We start from the raw sequence: 20,797 nt of genomic DNA, 5'->3' as shown, positions 1-20,797 counted from the left end.
CCAGACCGATTGGAATTCGACGGCCCATCATTGCTGTCCGGCTTGAGCGTCAGGCTGGCGGCGCGCGTCTGCCTCGCCCAACGGCACCAAACCGTTGCGCGAACAGCCAAGCAGGATCTCACGGTCATGGAAGCGAACGACGGCGAGTTTGAGCCCCGGTGCCAACAGGCTCGTTTCGACCAGTTCCACAGCCCGGCTTTCGCCCCCGACGCCGCTGACCAGACGAGACTGCAGGCTTCGCGCAAGCCGCAAGCTGCCCCAGATCAGCACGCCGAGCAGCGGCAAGAGCAATGCGAGCCGAAGGATATACTCGGTCATCATGCGGGCGGGTCCACGGGCCTGTCGCCCAGCGCAGCCGGGATCGGCTCCTCGGCTGACGGGTCGCCTACCAATTCGACGATCCGCAATGCGAAACGTCCGTCCTGCGCGATGACCTCACCGCGCGCGACCACGCGGCCATTGGCGGTTACGTCCAGCAATTCGTCGGTCAGGCGGTTGAGCGGCACGACGCTTCCCTCGTCGATGGCGAGCACATCCTTGAGAGGCATTTCGGTGCGTCCGAGTTCGACCGACAGCCGCACGGTAACATCGCCGAAGCGCTTGAGAGCGGGATTGAGAGCGTTCATGTCGCTGCCCCTCGTGACGCTTCGGGTGACGTTTCGGTCGATGCTTGAGCTGGTGAATGTCCTGACGCCGCCCCGGCAAGCCCGTGGCCAGCCTGTTTGCCTTGCGACCTTGAGGCTTCACCAAGCGCGGTGACGCGCAATGCAAGATTGCTGTCGAGACGGCCCACTTTCCCGCGTGCGAAGACAGTCTCGCCGATGCGCAGCGGCAAATCGCGTGAGATGGTGAGCGGTATTTTGTCGCCAGGCCTTAATTGCTCCAGCCGCCCCAACGTCAGGTCAATTTCGCCAACCACCGCCTCAAGGGTCAGCGGCATCGCGGCAAACCCGCTGCGCTCGAAGTCTCCTGATCCTTCGAGGCTGCGAGAGCGGATGCGAACTGCTTCGAGGCCGGGCAGCAGGCCATCGACCCGGTCGCTCGCCACCGCGAAGAGAGCGCACCAGTTCGCGCTCTCACCTCTGTTGATTGTGAGTTTGAACAGCGCAACCTCGGCGTCGGCACCGAAGGGCTTGAGCCGTGTTACGCTCTCGCTCCGGACAAGCACATCGCCCCGCGCGCGCTCGGCTGATCCATTGGTCATGACAATCGCTTGAGCGACCGTTGCTGCGAACTGTTCGACCAGCATCGCGGCTGAATGAGGCAACTGCGAAGGAGCCTCGTCTGGCAGGGTACCTTCTCCCCCGAACGAGCAGTCGGTCAGCCCGATCGCGGTTGCGTAGTCGAGCGAGAAAAGCACCGTTTGGTCCCCCTCGCCGCAGCGCAACAGACAATTGACTGCGATCGGTCCGATCAAATCGAACACATCCTGCGCCCCAACCTGTTCGGGTTCAGCAATGCTGACATTGAGTCTCCCGCCGGACAGGAGCGGCGCGAGCTCTTGCGCCAATTCCTGCGCAAGATCGCGGCACCAGGTCGAAATCGCCTGCGCACGCTCTTCTGGCCGCGGTCCGCGCCAAGTCAGTTCAGCGCAATGTGATGCGATGGCGCGCGCATGCGTGACGTCTTCAGCCGAGATGCGTTGCATGTTCACTGGACGAGGATCCCCTTGAAATGGACTGCATCCACCCCGCCGAAGCCCTCGTTTTCTTCGAGCACATCGTTGACCGCCTCTGTAAGCCGAACGGCAAGCGCATCTTTTCCTTCAACCGAATAGATCTCGCTTTCGGATGTCGCGGCCAGTTGCCCGAGGATCGCTGAACGCAGCGCCAGCTCATGCGCCTGCACCCACTGCAGCACGCGTCCATCTCGGCGGGTCGATACGGCGAGCTCTACCTGGATAAGCGCCGGAGAATCTGCGAGATTGGCGGTGAAGCTGTCGTCAAAGCTGTAGTAAGCGGTGCGATATTCGCTACCGCCATCGCCATAGACGATGCTTGTCTCGTCGCCCTTGTCGCTGCTTGGCAAGGCGTAGGGGTCGCTGTCACCCTTGCGGACATATTCGGGAAGATCGGGACCACCTGCCCCGCTATCGCCAAAAGCGCCCGACGCTACCGCAGCATAAGCGCCGCCAGCACCCGCCACGAGCAGGAAGACGCCGCCAAGAGCTATCTTCATCAGCCCCTTGCCCGATTTCTTGTCGGTCTCGTCATCCTTGTCGCTTGCCATGCTCGATCAGATCCTCTTGCGCATCACGCTTCACTCACGCGAACAGGTCGCTGTCGTGCGCTGAACCGCCGCCGCTTTCTTGCGTGGGAGGTGCAGGCATCAGATCAGCCTCTTCATCGCTGTCCATGATTTGCGCCGAGTATGGTTGAGGGGAGCCTTGCCCTGACCCAAGGAATGACCCGTATCGTGGCTCACCGTGCGCGCCGGGTTGTCCGGAATGCGAGTTCTGACCCGGCTGGCCTTGCTGGCCGGGCGAATGTTCGTGCCCGCGTTGAGATTGAGTTGCGGTGCCCTCGCCAGCGGCCACGATGGCTCTGTCGGCCAAAGCTGATTGAGCGGCGATGACAAATCCCGGATCACGTGCCGACAAGGTCGCGCGAAGGTCGAACCCGGTTGCTTCGAGCCGCACATTGATGGCGCCAAAGTCATGATGGCGAAGCGTAACGTGGGACTTTGCCGTACGACCGGTTTCGCGGGTTTCGGCGAGATGATCGATCACGCTTTCAAGGGCGGTCGCGGGACGGCTTTCGGAGCGAATGTCGCTGGCCGCTTGCGGCCCGGCAACCGGGACCTGGGCCAGAGCCTGCAATGGGGATTGAGCCTGCGCCAGCGGCTGTTGAACTGATGAAATGCCAGAGGATGTGGAAGTAGGCGAGGGCGAACCGGCGGATTCGCCCAAGACGCTCTGAGATAGCTTGGCCGGAGTCGGCTCAGCTGGGCCCTTTGCATTGAAAATGGACGCCGCCTCTGATGCGGGTTTTTCAACCGGGCGACTGTCCGCGCGCGGCGGTGCCGCATCCGTAATTGGCACTGACTCTGCTCGAAAGTGGCGCTGGCTGGGCGTCTTTTTGGGCGGCGCGGTCTCTTGCGGAGGAGCTGGCAGTGATCCGCCTCCGGCGAGCGTGGCAACCACGGGCTGAGGCACAGTAAGGAGGGGGCGTGGCTCGGCAGGCTGCGAACGTTCCTGAGCGAGAGGCGGCGCTGGAGTTGGTCGGCGGGGTTGTTGTTGGTCGGCCTCTTCGAACGTTTTCGTAGAACCCATGATTGGCACAGGCTGCGGTAGCTGCATCGCCAGTCTTGGTTCCGCGTCGACCTGCTCGGGCTCAATGGTCGGATTGTCTTGAACGCGCAGCGGAGGGCCGGAGCTCGTTGGAAGCTCCTTTCGATCAAGCATTGCCTGCCCAGATTCACGTCCACCAGCCGGATCGGCAGGCAGCGGTGACTGACGAGTTGCTGGAGCAGTTCGCTTGAAGCCAGCCGCGGTCGGTTCGGCCTCGCCTTGCGCTACATCGCTCTCGGGCGGCAGGTTCGGGGTTGCCATTTCAGCCTCGATGCCGTGTTCTGACGAACGGATAAGACCTGATGCGACGGGAGCGGGATTAGTCGCCGACCGGATCGTCGCGGCGGCTTGCGGTTCCAACTCGCCAGCAGCCTGACCCGGTCGATCAGGCAATGTTTTTCCGGCTGTCGGCATGAAATTGCCGGGGTCTTGAATTGGCGCTGGAAGGGCTGGAGTTCCCGCGCTCACCCAGTCGCCGGAAGCTTCCTCAAGCGGCGCAAGGGCCCCTTCGAGCACCTCGCTAAACCCCTCTTTCGCAACGATTTCTGCGCCCAAATCACCGGGCAAAGTGGGTTCTGGTTGGACAGAGTAATTCGCGCTTCCAGCGAGCAGGCGAAAGTTGAGGTCGATCACGCGCAATTCCCGAGTTCTCGTGCCGCGCCTTGTTGCTCGGCTTCCTACTCGTCAGTCTGCAACTTGCGTGCCACACGCCGGGGCGTTTCTTCCTCGCGCCTCTCGAGCGCCACTGACAGTGCGCGTCTCGCACTCAGGAGCCGGTCATCAGCCGCGTCTGCGCGCGCTGAAGCCTCGGCAAGGGTTTGAGCATGCCATTGCATCTGCGCGCTCGCATCGTGCTGGGCTTCCTCTGCCTGCGAAGCCACGATCCCGAGCGACTGCGCGAAAGCGTGAAGGTCGCGTAGGTCTTGCGCGCAGGCATGGCCCGGCTTGTCCGTGTACTGTGCAAGCAAATGTTTGCTGCGCTCTGCCAGCGTATCGCTTCGCAATTCTTCGCGCGCTGCATCGGCGAAGCCTGCCATGGCCTCGCGCCGCGCCATTTTGGCTAGCAGGGACTGGCGTGCAGCAAACTTCAGGCGGGCACGTTCACGCATTGGCGACCAGAGGCGCATCGATTTTTGCGAGCATATCCATCAGCTGCGCACGGCTTTGGGTCATGTTGACGCAAGCGTTGCGCGGTTGCTGTAGGAACGCGTCGATTGCATTCGAATGGGCAAGCGCACAATCGAGATCGGGGTCCGATCCAGCGCGATATGCCCCCATCATGACCAGGTCACGGTTGTGTTCGCGCGCCGCAATCAAGGCGCGCAATCGGCGAGCCGCCTCCAGCTGCTCGGCCGAAGCAATGTCGTGCATCACCCGGCTGAGCGATGCGGGAATATCGATTGCGGGATAATGGCCGCGCTGGGCGAGCTCGCGCGAAAGGACCAGATGCCCATCGAGGATCGCTCGCGCTGTATCGACAACCGGATCGGACGTATCGTCCCCGTCAGCCAGCACCGAATAGATCCCCGTAACCGCTCCGCCCGAAGTCGCGCAGTTACCCGCCCGCTCGACGAGCCGCGTGATCGTCGAAAGAGCGCTGGGCGGATAGCCGCGCGCCGCTCCCGGCTCGCCCAGGACCAACGCCAATTCGCGCGCGGCATGAGCAACGCGGGTGAGGCTGTCGAGAACAAGCAGGACTTTCCGGCCTTTCGCGCGAAAGTGCTCTGCAATCGCGCTAGCATACTGAGCGGCGCGAAGGCGCAGGTTCGGTGCATGGTCTGCAGGCACAGCCACCACCACCATGCGGCCGCGCTCAGCGCCCGACATATGCCGGGTAACAAAGTCCGAGACCTCGCGGGCGCGCTCACCGATCAGCGCGATGACGGCAAGATCAGCCTTGGCGTTGGCGGCGACAGTGTCGATCAAAACCGACTTGCCAACGCCGGAACCGGCGATAATGCCCATGCGCTGGCCTACACCCATTGTCGCCAGCGCATTGACGGCCCGAACTCCGCAATCGAAGCTTTCAGAGACACCGCTTCGTGCAAGCGCGCTTTCGCGTTTTCCCAAGAGCGGCCAGGTTTCGCTAGCGTGGATCGCTGGACCGCCATCAATCGGTTGGCCCAACCCGTCGACGGCTCTGCCCAAAAGCGCATCTCCCACACGCACGCTGCCCGGCGAACCGATCGCGCGAACGCTTGCGCGCGGTTGCAGCAATTGCGCATCGCCCAAAAGCATCATCAGCGAATGGCCGCGCCGAAAGCCAATGACCTCTGCCAATGGCTCGTCGCCGCTGTCGCTCTCAATTGCGCCAAGCGAACCGATCGGCACGCTTAAACCCGAAACTTCAATGAGCCCTCCATCACAGGCGACGACCCTGCCCGAGGGGACAGGGCCGCGCTCTATTGCAGCACCTCGAAAGCGCGCCAGTTCGAGGGCCATCGTGTCGAGCATGACAAGCCTACCCCTTCAACGCGGCAGCGATCGATCGTCGCCAATCGGTCGGCGTGTCGCTGATCGTGCCATCATGGGCCTCGAACCGAAGGCCCGAGCGTTCGACACTTTGGTCCGCGATCACATCCCAGTCTGAAAGCGCCTGATCGCCCAGCAGCTCCAGATCTGCTGGATTGAGATGGAGTCTGCAATCGCTCGCAGCTGCCCCAAAGCGTGAAGCAGCGATCTTGCAGCGCGCGAGGAGACTTTCCGGATCTGCACGAAAATCTGCAATCGCCGCCTCGCAAAGCGCCATGACGGTTTCGGCCAGTTCCGCCGCGAACGCGTCTGTAGCTTCACCGTCAAATGCTTGGAAAGTGAGCCGCAGTTCGCGTCTGGCGCTTTCAATCTTGGTTTGCTCGGATTGCGCCTCGGCAATTCCCTCTGCTTTGCCGGTTTCGAAGGCTTCGGCAATGTGATCAGGCGTATCCTCGGTCTGCGGCTCTCCCTCTGAAGGTGGCGGCGTTGTCAGCGGAGCGGGCGACGATATGCCGGCGGATGGCAGGCCTTCGACAAAGCCGCCAGAATCAGCGAGTGCGCTGATCCAGTCGTCTACCCTGGGCTGTTCTTGCGCATCGACCTGCTCGAGCGCATCGATCCAGTCAGACGAATTCGCCATCATCGCCTCCCAAGATGATCTCACCCGTATCGGCAAGCTTGCGCGCAAGATCGACGACCTTGCGCTGTGCTGCGTCAACTTCGCTGCGGGTCAGGCGTCCGCGCAGCTCGATCTCGTCGCGGATGCCGTCAGCTGCGCGCGAAGACATGGCACGGAAGAAGAATTCGCGCTCTTCTTCACTGATGCCCTTGAGCGCATCGATGAGCACTTCGCTCTCTACATCGCGCAGCACCACACCCATATCCTTGGGCTCGAGGTCGAACAGCATTTCGAACGTGAACAGCTCTTCTTCGATCTTTTCGGCCAAGGGCGCGTTGCGCTGGGCGATGGCGGGTAGGACGGTGCCGCGAACTTCTCCGGCTGCAAGGTTGATCAGCTGCGCAGCTTCACGCGGGCCCCCGACGCTGAGCGCGCTCGCTCCGAAGCTTGCGCCAATGCGCTGCGAGAGAAGCTCGTCGATCATGGCAACCGCTTTGGCGGACACGTTGCCCATCGATGCCACCCGTTCGACCACGCCGGGTTGAATGTGACCGGGCAGCTCGGACAGGACCTGCGCAGCTGGCTCGGGATCGAGCAACAGCAGAAGCGCGGCGATCACCTGCGGGTGTTCGTCTTCGACCAGTTTGAGCAATACCGAAGGGGCCAACCAGCGTGCCATTTCGATAGTGCGCGGGCGGGCATCGGGCTCGATCCGCAGCATCATGCTTTCCGCCTTGGTCGGGCCGAGCGAGCGCTCGAGCAGAGTACGCACCTGGCCGGTCCGGTCCTGTCCGGTGATCACTTCGCGCGAACTTTCCGATACGAAATCGTCGAGCGCCTCGGTCATGGCCCCCTGATCAATCTCGCCAAGCGCGCACATCGAAGCGCCGATCCGTTCAAGTTCGTCAGGCCCGAGCCGCGCAAGCAATCCGACGGCTTCGTCATCGCTGAGCAGCATCAGAAAGACCGCGACCCGGTCGATCCTGCTAAGCCGTTCTGGCAAAGCCGTGTCAGTTGCCTGTTCAAGCATTTCGCTCGCCTCGTTCATGATGCGCTCGCCTTAGCCTTTGTTTCTGCCGACACGTCGAGCATGCGTTGCAGCGCCTCGACTGCCCGGTCTGGCTGGCTGGCGGCGAGCTGGCGGGCGAGTTCCACCTTCTGCGGGAATGCGTCCGAGACAGGCTCTTCGGCGATCTGCTGTTGATCGTAAGCTGTTTCGTCTCCCTCGCCTTCGTCAGACGCCAGTTCAGCAGCGGCAGCAGACGGCTCGCGCAAACGTTTGACCAAAGGTCGAACGCCGAGAAGCAGAACCAGGAGCACGGCAATCAGCGCGGTGGCATATCGAAGGACGTCAGCGAACCATTTCTGCTCGTAGAAAGCGAGCGGCTGGGTCTGCGCATTCTCGAATGCACTCACGACAACCTCTACTGTGTCACCGCGCCCCTCATCAGCGCCAACAGCGGCACTTATAAGTGATTGAAGCTGCTCGGCAGTCATGGGTGCTGCGGCCGCAAGCGCAGCATCGCTTACCGCGACCGCCACCGAAAGCTTCACCAATCCGCCTGGCCGGGTGGAGGTGACGGCAACCTCGCGACCGAGCTCGTAATTGCGCTGTGTCGAGACCTCCTGATCGCGGTCAGCAGCCTGCTCGCCGTCGACGGCGGTTGCCTCAGGCGGACCATCGACCAATTGCGCGTCGGGCGGCGGGGTGTTGGCGGCAACACCCGGGATCCCTCCGACCGCACCTCCTGCCATCCGGGTCGCGCTGCGTTCGCTTTCACTGCGAATGACGCCCTCGCGATCGTAGCTTTCGCGCGCAGACGTCGATTCCTCCTGCTCCAGTTCCACCTGGACCTGGCTTGAAAAATTGCCCTCTCCCAAAAGCGGCGCGAGCAAGGTGCCCAGTTGCTCGCGCAGCTTGGCTTCGAACTCGCGTTGCAGCACGAGCCCGCCCAAGGCTTCTTCGCGCGCAGCCGATAGGAGCCGCCCATTTTGATCGACCACGCGAACCTTGTCCGGCGTTAAACCGGGGACCGAGCCAGACACGAGATTGACGATCGCCTCGACCTGCGACCGGCCAAGCGAGCGACCGCTAACAAGGCGCACCATAACGCTGGCGCTGGGCGGATTATTCTCGCGCACGAAGGCCGATCGCTCGGGCGTTGCAAGGTGGACGCGCACGCTCTCAATCCCGTCGATCTCACGGATGGTGAGCATCAATTCGCGTTCGCGGGCAAGTCTCAGCCTTTCGCCTTCCAGCGTTCGGCTCGATCCGAGCGGGATAGCATCCAGCATCGCGCTCGCCCCTTCTGGCGCGGCAAGTCCGGTGTCGCTCGCAACCAGCATGCGGGCGCGATAAAGATCGGTTTCTGCGACGGTTATGGCACCGGTCGAATTGTCGATGGCGTAGCCGATACCGCCGGTCTCAAGCGCCTGCACCACCTTTGCGCGCTCGACATCGGAGAGGTCGGAATACAGGATACGCTGCGGCCCCTGCGCAATCGCAAAGTAAAGCGCACCGGCAACCACGACAGCGATCAATCCGACAAGTGCCGCCAAGGCGCGCTGAAATGCTGGCTGCGCCATGAAGGCTCGCGCTCGCTCGCGCCAGTCGCCAGCCGCAAACGAAGGCGCTGGCTCAAGCGGGATCGCGCCAGCGCCCGCAGCGGGAAGGTTTGCCTCTGCCACTTACGCTAGCTCCCCATCCGCATGATGTCCTGGTAAGCGGACAAAAGCTTGTTGCGCACCTGGAGCGTCGCCTCGAATGCGACGCCTGCTTCCTGACGAGCCAGCATGACCTTGGCGATATCGGTGACCTCGCCGCGCTCATACGCCGCCTGCATCGCGCCCGATTTTGCCTGCACAGCGCTGACTTCCTGAAGCGCGCCATTGAGCGCATTTGCAAAGCTGCTGGCTGGCTGGGCGGCGTCGATCGGCTGTGTCCCGGTTGCGGCCCGCACCTGCTGAAGTGCCTCACTGCGTCCAAGGACCTCCTGCCGAAGTGCCATGATCTGGTTGACCGAAGCCATCGGCCCGCCCGCGCCCCCGACGCCGCTCATGCCTCACCTCCGGCTGCGATCAGCCCGGATTCGCGCATTGAAGCCAGCCTATACCGCAGGGTCCGCTCCGAAATTCCGAGGCTGCGGGCGGTCTTGCCCCGGTGGCCATTATGCGTTTGCAGCGTACTCAGGATCGCCTTCGCTTCCGATCGGAAAGCGACGTCCGATAGCGAGCTTGGCGAAGGCCCGCTCACAGGCACAGGGGCGGCTACCACCGGTGCCTCGGCAGCGCGCGCGGCCAGATCGAAAACGATGTGTTCGCTGCCGATGCGCGGTTCTTTGCCTGCGAGCAGGATCGCGCGGCGAATGACATTTTCCAATTCGCGCACATTGCCGGGCCACGGATGCGCTTCGAGCAGCGCCATGGCTTGTCCCGATATCCATGTCGGGCTTCCCGGCTGACAGGCGTGGCGGAGCAACATGCCGAAAGCGAGCGGCGCGATATCGCCGCGCCTGTCGCGCAAGGCCGGGATGGAAAGCGGAAATACGTTGAGCCGGTAAAGCAGGTCTTCGCGGAAACGCCCCTTGGCAACTTCGGCTGACAGTGTGCGATTGGTGGCGGCGATTATCCGAACGTCGACTTTGACGGGCTTCGTTGCGCCAAGCGGCAGAACTTCGCCCTCCTGCAAGGTGCGCAGCAACTTTGCCTGAAGCGCAAGCGGCAATTCGCCAATCTCGTCAAGAAGCAAGGAGCCTCCATCGGCTGCGCGGAAAAGGCCCTCGCGTGCCTCGCCCGCTCCGGTGAAAGCGCCCTTGCGATGACCGAACAGCAATCCCTCGAGCATTGCTTCGGGCATCGCTGCGCAATTGATCGCAAGGAAGGGGCCTGACCGACGCTCGCTCATCGTGTGAACGAAGCGCGCCATCACTTCCTTGCCTGTCCCGGTCGGCCCTTCGAGAAGAACAGGAATGGCACTTTTCGCAATCCGCTCGGCCAGAGTCAGCAGCGCCAGGCTCTCGGTATCGCCCGCAATGGGCCAGCCCGGCTGAGCGGCGCTCGCCAAAAGCGCCGGTTGAGCGGCCGCGCTTTGACGAGGGTCGTAGGCGAGCGTGACTATGCTGGCCTGAGCGCGGCAAAGCGCCGCCCTTGGCGCGTGAGCAAGGTTGATTGCAAGAGCGCCAGCCTGCCTGCCACCTTTCAGCGGCACGAACTTGCCGTTCTCGCCAATCAGCAGGTGATCCTTTTGCCAGCTCTGAGAAAGGAGCGGCAATGTCGAATCGAGCAAAGCTGCATGTGGTGCCTGGGCTGGAGCGAATTCTGAGCTGCGCGAAACACTCGGTTCAACGGGGAACGGGGTTACGGCGCTCGTGTTCAGGCCTGTCATGCTATCCACCTTCGGCAAGTTCTGGTGGAAATGATTTGCCGCCCGCACGTCCAAGATAGAGCAAATTTAAGCCCTAGTTGCTGCCCTTAGGACTTATCCTGAAAAGCACGTAAGCGTTCATCGCCGACACGGTGGGGCCTGCCCCGATAAGTCACGAAAGGCCCTTAAACTCCCGCCTCAATGGTCGCTCTACCTCTCAGCAACGGCGGCGCAGTGTCGCCTGAGCGGTGACCACTTTTCCTCAGATCCCAAGGGAGTTTGACCAATGTCCGTAATCAACACCAATATCTCAGCCCTCAAGGCCCAGAACGCGAGCATGCGCGCCAACGACATGCTGAGCACTTCGATGGAACGCCTTTCGACCGGCCAGCGTATCAATGGCGCAGCTGACGATGCTGCGGGCCTTTCGATCGCCACCGGTTTCACCAGCGACATTCGAGCTCTCAATCAGGGTATCCGAAACGCCAATGACGGCATTGCACTTGCGCAAACCGCTGAAGGCTCGCTCGACGAAGTCACCAACATGCTTCAGCGAATTCGCGAACTGGCGGTGCAATCGTCAAGCGGCACGTATGATGCGGACGCTCGCGGATTCATGAACCAGGAAGTCGACGAGCTGCGCGGCCAGATCACCGATATTCTCTCCAACACCGAGTTTAACGGCGTGACCCTGTTCAGCACGACCAGCGGCAGCGACGTCACGGTCGATATCCAGATCGACGCGGGCCGTAATGTGACGCTGACCAGCACCGCAATCGATGGCACCAACATCAGCGCATCCGGGCTGAATGTCAGCGATACAACGCAAGCCGGCACGACAATCACCAATGTCGATGGCATCCTGTCCGATGTGAACTCGGCACGATCCTCGCTTGGTGCCGGTCAGAACCGACTGGAATCGGCGATCAACAACCTGACGACAACCGCGACCAACCTCACTGATGCGCGCTCGCGCATTCAGGATGCGGATTACTCGTCCGAGACGACCGCGCTCGCCAAGGCTCAGATCCTGGGACAGGCGTCGACCGCGATGCTCGCACAGGCGAACCAGTCGCAGCAGAACGTCCTTTCGCTCCTGCGGTAAGTCCATCGAGCCAAGACGCTCCCTTCGCGGGGAGTGACAAGGGACCCGGGGTCGAAAGGCTCCGGGTTTCGTGTTGTCGGGATCAAGGAGAGCGGCTGTTTGGCCGCCGCGTCAGGCGCAGCGATCCTGCCAATCGATCACTTCAAGCCAGTTGCGCAGCCGGTTTTCCTCGAGCCGGGCGATCAACGGGTTCGCATGATAAGGAAGCAGGAATTCTGCGATCGGCGTCGACCAGCTGGCCGATGCATCGAAGATGATCCCGAGCCCGAAGACCGCAGGAACATGCACGTAGAAAAGCGGACGCTCCTTGGTGTCGGCTTCGCGAAGGAAGTCCTCGACAGCGGTGAGCACGCCATTGCGCGGCCCCCCGATTTCAAGGGCTACCGCAAACGAGCCCATCCCGCGCATCCCGCGCCCTGCGAGCACTTCGTCAGCGTCGAGGCGCACGCCGTGATCATAGCTGTGCGGGTGACGCCAGCCGGGGGGTACCCGGTCAGGGGCATAGTAGAAATCGCGCCTTGCGCACGGCCAGGAGACGTCATGCATGAATGCCAGCAGCGGCCTGCCTGCCTCGCGCTGGATTCGGTCGATCGCCTGCAATTCGTGAATGACGGTGTAGTAGTTATGATCGCCGTCGACGAACCAGGCATCGGCTGCGTCGTGATCGCCCAGCGCTTCGAGACTGGGTCGCGCGACGTGGTGGACGTGCGCATGTTCATTGGTCCAGCTGGCAAAGCCATCAGCTGGTTCGGGGTCGATGCAGGTCAGCGATCCTCCGCGCTCTCCCGTCCACCCGGCGAGCACTTTGGACATGCCGCCGAATTCGCTGCCGATCTCGACAATCTCGCGTGCTTTTGCCTGTTCGAGGCACGGGAGAATCACACTCGAAAACTCGGACATGGAATGGATGAGCAGTTCACTCATGCGGCGGCATCCTTGATAGTGTTTGTGGTTTGGTTCGGTCGAAGAGCGTCGGTCGAAGCCGAACGCGTGCAAAGGGGGCGCAGGACAAATTCGATCATATGCGGTGCCCTTTCATCCAGCTTGGGCGGGACAAATGCCACCAATGTTGCCCCCGGATTGGTGCATTCGACGATGCCTGATGCGTGTTCACGCGCTCCGTCAAAGTGTGGTGCGAGGTTGCGGCGCTCCTGATCCATGTCCGTCTCGCCCTTGAGGCTGGCGATGGGACTGAGCGAGATCTCGGCGAGCTCGAACCACTCGAAAACGGACCCCACAACCAGGGCAACGGCCTTCGCACCCGCCGGGATGGGCACTCTTGCCGCGAAAAAGCCTTCATGCGTTCTTTGCGCCTCGATACGGGTGTGCGCCCCGTCGCCATCGCTCATCACGATTGCCGAGAGCGCAATCGAATGCGCAGAGCCATCGGTGTAGGAAAGGCCAAGAGCGAAGCGTTTCTGCACGAGTAGCGACAGGCGCGAATGGATGTCGTCGGCCTCCAGTTCTGCGGGCAGGAACATGCGCTCTGCCCCCTTCATGTAGAACAGACCTCGGCGTCTCATCCCTGCGCGGGCGTGCGCCTGATCAAACAGGGCGACCATGCGTTCGCTGCCCAGATTGACGTCATGCTCGAAGCTCTTGACCACTTCGAGTTCATCGGTGCCCGGAAGGAACATGAAGCGCATGAGCGTCGCGAGCGCCGCTTCGCGCGAGGCTCGCTCTCGGTGTGGGTCTTGCTCTCGAATAACCGGCGGGCGGGCGGCGGCGCGGGCGTATTGAACCACGCCGTTCTGCACTCGCTCACGCACCTCGCTTTGCGCTCCCTTCACCGAATTTTGCGTCCGGATCGGGTCACCCTCGCTCGTGTAGTCGACCACTGATCCGGTCGCGCAGGTGGCCAGTTGTTCAAGCACTGCGACATTGGCGCATAGCGCTTCGAGCAATTCCGGATCGAAATGGCGCGCGTCGATCAGGCCCTTCTTGTCGAGCCCGCTCGCAGCCATTTCGCGCAGCAACAGGTAGCGACCGGCGACATGGCAATCGAACGCCTGCGCCAGCAGAGCATCAATTCGGTCCTGAGCCGATCCATTGTAGCCAAGATCGACCAGCATCAGCACATCGCCCGGCTTCGGAACGACCGCTTGGCGCACGTGGTTGATCAGCCGCTCGGCGCGTTCACGTGAGCTTCTGCGCGTAAGCTTTTGTCGCTGCCCTTTTCGCAGCTCGCCCTGCAGGCGCTGGCTCGCCTCCGCCTTCGCCCTCTCGCCTTTGGGATCACCGACAATGCGCGCGATCTCGCTTTCGTCGAACAGCATTTGCCTTGCCAGTGTCGACGGGTTGAGCGCGGCCTCCAGCATCCATTGCCGTTCATAGGCCTCGCGCGTTGTCAGATCGGCGGCGATTGCGGTGAACCGACTGATCTCGATTCGCGCGGTGCTTGGCGCTTCTTCGCCAGCCGCGTGAACGATCTGCGGCAAGTGCCCGTCGCGCAGCATGAAGAGCCAATGGACGCGCCCCTTACTGTTCGAGCCGAGAGTTTCAGCCTCCTGCCTTAGCCACTGGTCAAAGGCATGAAAGACAGGGCCAAGGACGCTGAGGCCGAGTGCTTCTGCCTTGTCGCTCACTTGCGGCTCTTGATCGGCAAGCAACGCGCGCTGGGGCATCAATCCGCGCACAGCTTCATTCGTGTCGCCGACGAATTGCCCGCAGGCCCGCTCCAGCCGCAACCGGCTTCGCGCCGACTCGCTGAATTGCGAAAGGTGGAGAGCCGGAATGCCAAGCGCGCGTGCGCTCTCGTAATCCGCCTTCGGGTTGTCTCCGATATGGAGCACCTCACCCGCTTGCACTTTCATCGCCTTGAGCGCCTTGGCGAGAAGGCCCTGCGATTTGGAGACTCCCGCCTCGCTCGACGCGAAGACACGGGTTATCATCGCGGCGACCTCTTTGCCCGCTGCATCTTCGATGAGCCGGGTGAGCTGTTTCGCATCGAGATAGGTGTCGGATACGATGATGATCGAAAGTCCGCGCGATTTGGCCTGACGCATCAGCTCTACTGTCGGAGCAAAGGCAAAGCAGGTGCGCGCCTCCAAGGTGAGCTCCTGTGCGATCGCTGCATCGCGCTCACCTGCGGTCGCATTGGGCATGGCCTCTGCGTAGATTTCGCCGAGCGCAACCTCGCTGCCTCTTTGACGAATGGCCTTGAGCTTGCGCGCCTGCGTCTCTCCGCGCACCCGCTGCCCCACACTCAGCCCATCGAGACCGGCGAACACGTCTGTCGGTGCATGGCAATCGCGCCACAAAAGCGTATCGAAACAATCGAGCGAGAGTACTTTGACGCCCTCGGGCGCTCGGTCGAGAGCGCCGGGTAATTCGTGCGGCAGAATGGTGTGGTTCATGGCGTCGCGCTCTCCCAGTGGATGTTGGGAAAGAACGCTAGGCAAACATGGTTTACGAGCGCGGAGCGGTGCCCTCGGCGCTTATCCTTACGGAGGATTGCGCAGGCGATGCGGTCTGCGCTGCATTCACTGGCGGCGCGCGCCGCCTTCCCGACCCGCGCTGCTGTTCAAGCAAAAGCAGCGAGATACGCCGGTTGCGCGGGTCGGCGGGGTTGTCGGCAATCAAGGGCTCGGTATCCGCGACGCCTTCAATCCGGGCGAACCTGTTCGCTTCCAGCCCGCTTGCGATCAGGGCTTGCCGTGTCGCTTCGGCCCGGCCTGCAGAAAGCGACCAGTTGTTGGCCGTGATACCGTCTCGCCAGGGGAGCGAATCGGTGTGGCCACGGAGGATCAGCGGCGTGCGCTGCGCTTCCAACACTTCACCGATCACCTCAAGCAATCCGCGCGCGTCCTGCGTGAGGATCGTCGTGCCGAGTGCGAACATCGAGAAGTCGGCATCATCGACGAGGTCAATACGAATCCCATCGGGCGCGCGCATCACCTTCACCTGGCGTGCCAGGTGCGAGATTTGGCGTCGCTGAGCGAGGGCCTCGTCAATCTGCTCTCGCAATCGGTCGAGCCGCTCTGTCTCGATATCGCCATCCCCGCCGCCTTCCATCGGCCCACCCTCCGCTCCGCGCGGAACCGTGATCGACAACGTGCCCGTCTGACCTTGAGCATTGGGGTAGTTGTCGACGTCGGTCAGCGAACTGCCACCCAGCATCCCGTCTGCCCCCGCGCTTTGCTGGCGTGTCTTGACCAGCGTTGGCGCGAAGTAGTCTGCGATGCCTCGGCGTTGGTTCTCTTCGGTTGCCCCGAGCAGCCAGAGAAGCAGGAAGAACGCCATCATTGCCGTCACGAAGTCGGCATAGGCAACCTTCCACGCGCCGCCATGATGGCCATCGCCTTGCGCAATCGTCACCTTCTTGACGATGATCGGAGCGGGCGGGACAGGTGCCTCAGCGTCAGCCACCCTAACGCCCTCTCATCGTGTCGAGCAGATCGGTGAGCTTGGGTCTGTGTGCAGGCGGCAGGCCGGAGCGCGCTGCTTCCAGAACGAGCGGCTGCGGATATCCGTGCAGGCTTGAGACGATGACCTGCTTGATCGAATGAAAGATCTGCTGGTCGTGCGTATTCACCTGCTTCAGGCGGCTCGCCATGGGTCCGGCAAACCCGTAGGCAAGGAGCACACCCAGAAAAGTCCCGACCAGCGCCGCTCCGATCATCTTGCCTAGGATTTCGGGTGGCTGATCGATGGCGCCCATGGTCTTGATGACGCCGAGCACCGCAGCCACGATCCCAAGAGCGGGGAAGGCATCCGCGAGCGATTGAATGGTGTGCGCTGGCTCTTCCATTTCGTGAAGCTGCGTCTTGATCGCATTGTCGATCACATCTTCGATTGCGTGGGTGTCAAGCGAGCCCGATGAAACCACCATCAGCGTAAGCGGGTCGCAGATCATGTCGACTACGACCGGATCGCTCTGAAGGCGCGGATATTCGCTGAAGATCGCCGAATTGGCCGGATCGGTCACATGGCTTTCAAGCGCAACCGCTCCATCGGAACGAAGGACTTTCATCAGCTTGCTGGTGAGCGCAATCGCGTCGATGTGGTCTTCGTTCGTGAATTTGGGCCCCTTAAAGACCTTCGCCACTCCTTTGCCGAGCAGCTTGATCTCGTGCATCGAGTTGCCGATCAGGACCGCGCCGATTGCCGCTCCTCCGATCATCATCATCTCAAGCGGAAGCGCGGCAAGGATCGGTCCCAAGGCGCCGCCTGCCAGCGTGAAGCCGCCAAAGACCATCACGATCAGAACGATGATACCGATAGCGGCGAACATGGCTGGCCTTCCTTGTCTTGGCTGACGTCAGAGCGCGTTGAACAAGGTCAGCGACGAGACACGCGTGAAGCTTGCCTGGCTGGCTTCGAGCGCGGTCAATGCCTGTTGCAGACGAACGATCGTATCGGCGACGTCGGTGTCGGCTATTTGCGAGCGTTTTTCGGCAACGTCGATGGCGCGGGTCTGCTGGTCCTGCTGAATCGCCTCGACCCAGCCTGCGCGCGTGCCGATCACTGTCTGGCTCCGATTGGCCGTGTCGATTGCGGCATCGATCCCGGCCAGCGCGTCGCGGGCGGCCTGTGCCGGATCACCGCCAGCGGAGCGCATGGCAATGGCAAGGTCGGCGATGACGGCAAAACTGCTGGTCGGCGCGCCTCCCACGTCGAATTCGAACAATTGGGCGCCGGTGACGCCGCGCTCAATCTCGGTCCCCGGCGCGACCGGGATCGCGCCGCTCTGGCCGTTGCCATTATACGTGACGACCCCATTTGCATCGCGCACGAATGCAGGTGCACCAGCGGTTCCCGCAAATAGCGGCGCGCCTGTGATCGAGAGCGAGTTGGAGCGCGCGAACAGCTCGTCCGACATCTGATCGAGTTCGTCTGCAATCGCGGCCCGCCCGGTCTCGCCCGTCGTGTCGCTCGCTGCGAGAACGGCGAGCTCGCGGGCGCGCTGGAGAATGGAGACAACGCCCTCGATCTGGTTGCCCGCTTCCGCAAGGTCCTGTTCCAGCCGCGCCGCGTTTTCCGCCTCGGTCGCTCCGCGCGTCTCAAGCCGTGCAAGAGCCCGCAGACGCGATGCGGCAACAGGGTCGTCGGAACCGCGCTCGATCCGAACGCCTGTCGCAATCTGGGTCTGGAGGCGCTCGACGTCCTTACGAAGCGAACCCATCTGGGTCAGCGAGCGTTCGAAAAACGCGCCGGTGGAATTGCTGACGAAGCTCATCAGTTCAGCCCCAGTATAGTGTCGAAAAGCTCGCTCGCGACCTGGATGACGCGGCTGTTGGCTTCGAATGCCTGTTGCAACCGGATGAGGCTCGCCGCCTCTGCATCAAGGTCCACTCCGGTTTCAGACAAAAGATCGGCCTGGGCCGACGAGTTGATGATCGCCAGCCCCTCGCGCGTCGTCTCGATGCCGGAAATCCTGCTCGACAGCGACAATAACAACCGGTCGACCGAGGCGATCGGGCCGTCATCTGCACCAAGCGCATCGAGCGCATTCGAGAGGTTGGCCGTGTCCCGGCTTGCCGGTGGCGAGCCAGCTGGCGCTAACGCGAGGTCTTCACCGCTGGCAAGCGCAAGCTCTATCGTCCCAGCATCTGAGCCGCTGAAGAGCGGCTGCCCAGCCGAACCGTCGAGCGCGGCGCCCGATGCCTGCGCTGCATTGGCCTGCGCAATAGTCTGGCCTGCGATCGCGTCGAGCGAGGATTGCCTGCCAGAAAGATCGGTGAGAGCCGATGCGCGGCCTGCCATTGCCCCGCTCAGCGGAGCAAAGGGAGCGCCGCCGAAATTGAAGCTGGCCGTGCCCTGGGGATCGATCTGCGCGCTCAATTCACTGAACTTGCCGCCTTCGACCAGCAGGAGACCTTCCTCACCCGCTGGCGAAGGTGTGCCGACCAACCGAACCTCGGCCGCGCCGAACTCGTCAAATCGGGCAATGATTCCAAATTCGGACGAGATTTCGCGCAGGGCCGCATCGCGCGCGTCGAGCAGCGAAGCCTGCGCAGCCGTGCCATCACGCGCATTGGCAAGTTCGAGATTGATGCGCGCCACTTCGCTCGCCGCGCCGTTGATCCGGTCGACACCGACATTGACGTCATCCTCGACGAGTTGGCGTGCGTTGCCGAGCGAGAAATCGGCCAATTGAAATGTCTGTGCCAGTTGGCGAGCGCTTTCGAGCGCTCCTGCGCGCAGCGCCTGATCGGTTGGATCACCCTCAAGCACCCTCAGAGCCGCTTCAAAGTCGACGAGCCCGCGAAAGAGACCGGATTGCTCCAGAGCTGTCTCCGCATCGCGAAGCCCTGTGAGTTCCGCTTCGGCACGAGCGAGATCGGAAGCGCTGTCACGCGCTCGGCGCTGGATCAACTCGCTGTTGGGACGCTCAATCCCGCCGATCCGTACACCTGCAAGCGAGCTCGACGATTGAAAGTCGATCCTCGCCACTCCGACAAATTCCGTGAGCTGCAAGCTGCGGCGGACATAATCCGGGTTCGACGCATTGGCGATGTTTTGCGCGGTCAATTCGATGCTGGCCTTCGCCGCTGCGGCGCCGCTTCTGCCGATGGATATGAGGTTGGTTGGCATTACCCTTCACCCTTCGCATCTAGGAATTGAGCAAGCTGTTCCTCGATGCTCCGGGCAAACCCGAGGGTGCCGGACCGGGCGGCGATTTCAGCGAAGTGTTCGTCGCGCATCGTCTCGAATTGCTGGCGCCCGCCGCCAGTGAGCGGGGTGTCCTCCGCCAAGCTGGAGGAGCGCGCGGCCTCGAGCATCTTGCGAACCATGATGGCCTCGAACCCTTCAGCCGCTTCGCGCAAGGCAAGGCGCTCGGAATCGAGTTGGTCAGGGCCGGAGATCGGCGAGATGCGCGGGGCATCGATCACAGGACCACCATTTCGGCCTGCAAGGCGCCCGCCTGTTTGAGGCTCTCCAGGATCACCACCAGATCCGCCGCGCCCACGCCCAGAAGGTTGAGCGCATCGACAATTTCGCTGAGCGAGGCTGCTCCAGGCATCAGCGCGACACGGCTGGATTGCTGTTCGACCGTTATCTCGGAGGATTCCTCGATCTCGGTGTCGCCAAGGCCAAAGGGTTCGGGCTGGACCACGCGCGGTGCTTCATCAATGCGGATAACGAGCTTGCCGTGACTGATCGCAGCGGGCGCGAGGCGCACGGACTGATTTATGACAACGGTCCCGGTGCGCGAATTGACGATCACGCGCGCCGCGACTGGCGCGGGGGTGACAGGCAACATCTCTATGGTGGCAAGTGCAGCGGCGCGCTCGTCATTACCGAAGGGGAGCGCGAGCTCGATGCTCACCCCGTCGGCGATCCGCGCCATGCCCGGATAGGCGACATTGATCGCATCGCGCACGCGCGCTGCGGTCAGGAAATCCGCCTGGTGAAGGTTGAAGCGCAAAGTGCCTTCGCGTTCGAATCCGGTTGCAACCGTTCGCTCTACCGTTGCGCCATCAGCTATGCGTCCAACTGTCGTTACATTGACCGAAACCTGCGAGCCATCGCGTCCGGATACGCCCAGCCCGCCAACCGCAACATTGCCCTGAGCCATCGCGTAGATCTGCCCATCCGCCCCGTAGAGCGGCGCGAGCACCAGCGCGCCTCCGCGCAAGGACCGCGCTTGGCCAAGGGTCGAGACCGTGATGTCGATGCGCTGTCCAGGCTTGGCGAAAGCGGGCAATTCAGCCGTGACGATCACCGCGGCCGCATTGCGCAGGTTCGGGTTGACGCCGGGAGGCAATTGGAGGCCCAGCCTACCCGAGACACCGCGCATCGCTTCGGTGACATAGGCGAGGTTATCGTCGCCCGTCCCCTGAAGCCCCACGACGACGCCATATCCGGTAAGCTGGTTCGCGCGCAGCCCTTCGAACTGGCCAAGATCGCGAATGCGCTCGGCCTGGGCGGCTTGCGGCGCGGCCCAGGCGACTATTGCGAAGAGGGCGAGCAGGAGTTTGGAGAATGTCGTCATGGTCGCGCGCC

21 protein-coding genes are annotated in these 20,797 nt (G+C 62.4%); 1 reads left to right on the top strand and 20 read right to left on the bottom strand.

Annotation, left to right across the window (positions count from 1 at the left end; genetic code table 11):
• Positions 1–27: 27 nt before the first annotated feature.
• From NAP1_RS14645 to NAP1_RS14590, 12 genes are read right to left on the bottom strand one after another with little or no spacing between them, the layout of a single operon-like run.
• Entirely contained in the window at positions 28–321 is a 294-nt protein-coding gene (locus NAP1_RS14645) for a hypothetical protein (protein WP_007166108.1), read from the bottom strand.
• Complete coding sequence (fliN, locus tag NAP1_RS14640; RefSeq protein ID WP_007166107.1) at positions 318–626, bottom strand: flagellar motor switch protein FliN; 309 nt, start codon at positions 624–626, stop codon at positions 318–320. The genes NAP1_RS14645 and fliN overlap by 4 nt, the downstream gene beginning before the upstream one ends.
• Positions 623–1,648, bottom strand: a complete 1,026-nt coding sequence (locus NAP1_RS14635; protein ID WP_040464510.1) for a FliM/FliN family flagellar motor C-terminal domain-containing protein — start codon at positions 1,646–1,648, stop codon at positions 623–625. The genes fliN and NAP1_RS14635 overlap by 4 nt, the downstream gene beginning before the upstream one ends.
• A 2-nt stretch (positions 1,649–1,650) precedes the next feature.
• A complete protein-coding gene (gene fliL, locus NAP1_RS14630; RefSeq protein ID WP_007166105.1) occupies positions 1,651–2,229 on the bottom strand; it encodes a flagellar basal body-associated protein FliL in 579 nt (192 codons plus the stop codon).
• Between the two features lie 34 nt (positions 2,230–2,263).
• A complete protein-coding gene (locus NAP1_RS14625) occupies positions 2,264–3,922 on the bottom strand; it encodes a hypothetical protein (RefSeq protein WP_050750438.1) in 1,659 nt (552 codons plus the stop codon).
• 44 nt (positions 3,923–3,966) lie between these two features.
• The gene (locus NAP1_RS16120) at positions 3,967–4,398 is read right to left on the bottom strand and encodes a hypothetical protein (protein ID WP_007166103.1); all 432 of its coding nucleotides are present in this window, start codon (positions 4,396–4,398) and stop codon (positions 3,967–3,969) included.
• Entirely contained in the window at positions 4,391–5,743 is a 1,353-nt protein-coding gene (locus NAP1_RS14615; protein ID WP_007166102.1) for a FliI/YscN family ATPase, read from the bottom strand. Before NAP1_RS14615 ends, NAP1_RS16120 begins: the two co-directional genes overlap by 8 nt.
• Positions 5,744–5,750: 7 nt before the next feature.
• On the bottom strand, positions 5,751–6,401 hold the full coding sequence (locus NAP1_RS14610; protein WP_007166101.1) for a FliH/SctL family protein: 651 nt from the start codon (positions 6,399–6,401) through the stop codon (positions 5,751–5,753).
• On the bottom strand, positions 6,385–7,428 hold the full coding sequence (locus tag NAP1_RS14605; protein ID WP_007166100.1) for a flagellar motor switch protein FliG: 1,044 nt from the start codon (positions 7,426–7,428) through the stop codon (positions 6,385–6,387). The genes NAP1_RS14610 and NAP1_RS14605 overlap by 17 nt, the downstream gene beginning before the upstream one ends.
• Positions 7,425–9,068 carry a flagellar basal-body MS-ring/collar protein FliF gene (gene fliF, locus NAP1_RS14600; RefSeq protein ID WP_007166099.1) on the bottom strand — a complete coding sequence of 548 codons (1,644 nt, stop codon included), beginning with the start codon at positions 9,066–9,068 and terminating at the stop codon, positions 7,425–7,427. The genes NAP1_RS14605 and fliF overlap by 4 nt, the downstream gene beginning before the upstream one ends.
• Before the next feature lie 5 nt (positions 9,069–9,073).
• Positions 9,074–9,439 (bottom strand): flagellar hook-basal body complex protein FliE, encoded by a 366-nt coding sequence (gene fliE, locus NAP1_RS14595; RefSeq protein ID WP_007166098.1) that lies wholly within the window; start codon positions 9,437–9,439, stop codon positions 9,074–9,076.
• Positions 9,436–10,764 carry a sigma-54-dependent Fis family transcriptional regulator gene (locus NAP1_RS14590; protein ID WP_007166097.1) on the bottom strand — a complete coding sequence of 443 codons (1,329 nt, stop codon included), beginning with the start codon at positions 10,762–10,764 and terminating at the stop codon, positions 9,436–9,438. The genes fliE and NAP1_RS14590 overlap by 4 nt, the downstream gene beginning before the upstream one ends.
• A gap of 265 nt (positions 10,765–11,029) precedes the next feature.
• On the opposite strand from NAP1_RS14590, the gene NAP1_RS14585 reads away from it, so the two are divergent.
• A complete protein-coding gene (locus NAP1_RS14585; RefSeq protein WP_007166096.1) occupies positions 11,030–11,848 on the top strand; it encodes a flagellin in 819 nt (272 codons plus the stop codon).
• Between the two features lie 111 nt (positions 11,849–11,959).
• Here NAP1_RS14585 and NAP1_RS14580 read toward each other — a convergent pair whose 3' ends face one another.
• Genes NAP1_RS14580 through NAP1_RS14545 form a run of 8 tightly spaced genes read right to left on the bottom strand, consistent with a single transcriptional unit; the run spans position 11,960 to position 20,786 of the window.
• The gene (locus tag NAP1_RS14580) at positions 11,960–12,772 is read right to left on the bottom strand and encodes a class I SAM-dependent methyltransferase (RefSeq protein ID WP_007166095.1); all 813 of its coding nucleotides are present in this window, start codon (positions 12,770–12,772) and stop codon (positions 11,960–11,962) included.
• Positions 12,769–15,204 carry an HAD family hydrolase gene (locus NAP1_RS14575; protein WP_007166094.1) on the bottom strand — a complete coding sequence of 812 codons (2,436 nt, stop codon included), beginning with the start codon at positions 15,202–15,204 and terminating at the stop codon, positions 12,769–12,771. The genes NAP1_RS14580 and NAP1_RS14575 overlap by 4 nt, the downstream gene beginning before the upstream one ends.
• 52 nt (positions 15,205–15,256) lie before the next feature.
• On the bottom strand, positions 15,257–16,216 hold the full coding sequence (locus NAP1_RS14570) for a flagellar motor protein MotB (RefSeq protein WP_007166093.1): 960 nt from the start codon (positions 16,214–16,216) through the stop codon (positions 15,257–15,259).
• A 1-nt stretch (position 16,217) separates the two neighbouring features.
• Entirely contained in the window at positions 16,218–17,081 is an 864-nt protein-coding gene (motA, locus tag NAP1_RS14565) for a flagellar motor stator protein MotA (protein ID WP_007166092.1), read from the bottom strand.
• 27 nt (positions 17,082–17,108) lie between these two features.
• Positions 17,109–18,026 carry a flagellin, N-terminus gene (locus NAP1_RS14560; protein WP_007166091.1) on the bottom strand — a complete coding sequence of 306 codons (918 nt, stop codon included), beginning with the start codon at positions 18,024–18,026 and terminating at the stop codon, positions 17,109–17,111.
• On the bottom strand, positions 18,026–19,384 hold the full coding sequence (gene flgK / locus NAP1_RS14555) for a flagellar hook-associated protein FlgK (RefSeq protein WP_007166090.1): 1,359 nt from the start codon (positions 19,382–19,384) through the stop codon (positions 18,026–18,028). Before flgK ends, NAP1_RS14560 begins: the two co-directional genes overlap by 1 nt.
• Complete coding sequence (locus NAP1_RS14550; protein WP_007166089.1) at positions 19,384–19,683, bottom strand: rod-binding protein; 300 nt, start codon at positions 19,681–19,683, stop codon at positions 19,384–19,386. Before NAP1_RS14550 ends, flgK begins: the two co-directional genes overlap by 1 nt.
• Positions 19,680–20,786, bottom strand: a complete 1,107-nt coding sequence (locus NAP1_RS14545; RefSeq protein ID WP_040464503.1) for a flagellar basal body P-ring protein FlgI — start codon at positions 20,784–20,786, stop codon at positions 19,680–19,682. Before NAP1_RS14545 ends, NAP1_RS14550 begins: the two co-directional genes overlap by 4 nt.
• Positions 20,787–20,797 lie beyond the last annotated feature (11 nt).

The organism is Erythrobacter sp. NAP1, assembly GCF_000152865.1.
Lineage (GTDB): Bacteria > Pseudomonadota > Alphaproteobacteria > Sphingomonadales > Sphingomonadaceae > Erythrobacter.
The sequence above is the reverse complement of the archived record's forward strand: the minus strand, read 5'-3'. Positions and strand labels throughout refer to the sequence as shown.

Bases quoted from the DNA above. Each gene is read 5' to 3' on its own strand.
- NAP1_RS14645 (WP_007166108.1), bottom strand. From the start codon at position 321: ATGATGACCGAGTATATCCTTCGGCTCGCATTGCTCTTGCCGCTGCTC.
- fliN (WP_007166107.1), bottom strand. From the start codon at position 626: ATGAACGCTCTCAATCCCGCTCTCAAGCGCTTCGGCGATGTTACCGTG.
- NAP1_RS14635 (WP_040464510.1), bottom strand. From the start codon at position 1,648: ATGCAACGCATCTCGGCTGAAGACGTCACGCATGCGCGCGCCATCGCA.
- fliL (WP_007166105.1), bottom strand. From the start codon at position 2,229: ATGGCAAGCGACAAGGATGACGAGACCGACAAGAAATCGGGCAAGGGG.
- NAP1_RS16120 (WP_007166103.1), bottom strand. From the start codon at position 4,398: ATGCGTGAACGTGCCCGCCTGAAGTTTGCTGCACGCCAGTCCCTGCTA.
- NAP1_RS14615 (WP_007166102.1), bottom strand. From the start codon at position 5,743: ATGCTCGACACGATGGCCCTCGAACTGGCGCGCTTTCGAGGTGCTGCA.
- NAP1_RS14610 (WP_007166101.1), bottom strand. From the start codon at position 6,401: ATGGCGAATTCGTCTGACTGGATCGATGCGCTCGAGCAGGTCGATGCG.
- NAP1_RS14605 (WP_007166100.1), bottom strand. From the start codon at position 7,428: ATGAACGAGGCGAGCGAAATGCTTGAACAGGCAACTGACACGGCTTTG.
- fliE (WP_007166098.1), bottom strand. From the start codon at position 9,439: ATGAGCGGCGTCGGGGGCGCGGGCGGGCCGATGGCTTCGGTCAACCAG.
- NAP1_RS14590 (WP_007166097.1), bottom strand. From the start codon at position 10,764: ATGACAGGCCTGAACACGAGCGCCGTAACCCCGTTCCCCGTTGAACCG.
- NAP1_RS14585 (WP_007166096.1), top strand. From the start codon at position 11,030: ATGTCCGTAATCAACACCAATATCTCAGCCCTCAAGGCCCAGAACGCG.
- NAP1_RS14580 (WP_007166095.1), bottom strand. From the start codon at position 12,772: ATGAGTGAACTGCTCATCCATTCCATGTCCGAGTTTTCGAGTGTGATT.
- NAP1_RS14575 (WP_007166094.1), bottom strand. From the start codon at position 15,204: ATGAACCACACCATTCTGCCGCACGAATTACCCGGCGCTCTCGACCGA.
- motA (WP_007166092.1), bottom strand. From the start codon at position 17,081: ATGTTCGCCGCTATCGGTATCATCGTTCTGATCGTGATGGTCTTTGGC.
- NAP1_RS14560 (WP_007166091.1), bottom strand. From the start codon at position 18,026: ATGAGCTTCGTCAGCAATTCCACCGGCGCGTTTTTCGAACGCTCGCTG.
- flgK (WP_007166090.1), bottom strand. From the start codon at position 19,384: ATGCCAACCAACCTCATATCCATCGGCAGAAGCGGCGCCGCAGCGGCG.
- NAP1_RS14545 (WP_040464503.1), bottom strand. From the start codon at position 20,786: ATGACGACATTCTCCAAACTCCTGCTCGCCCTCTTCGCAATAGTCGCC.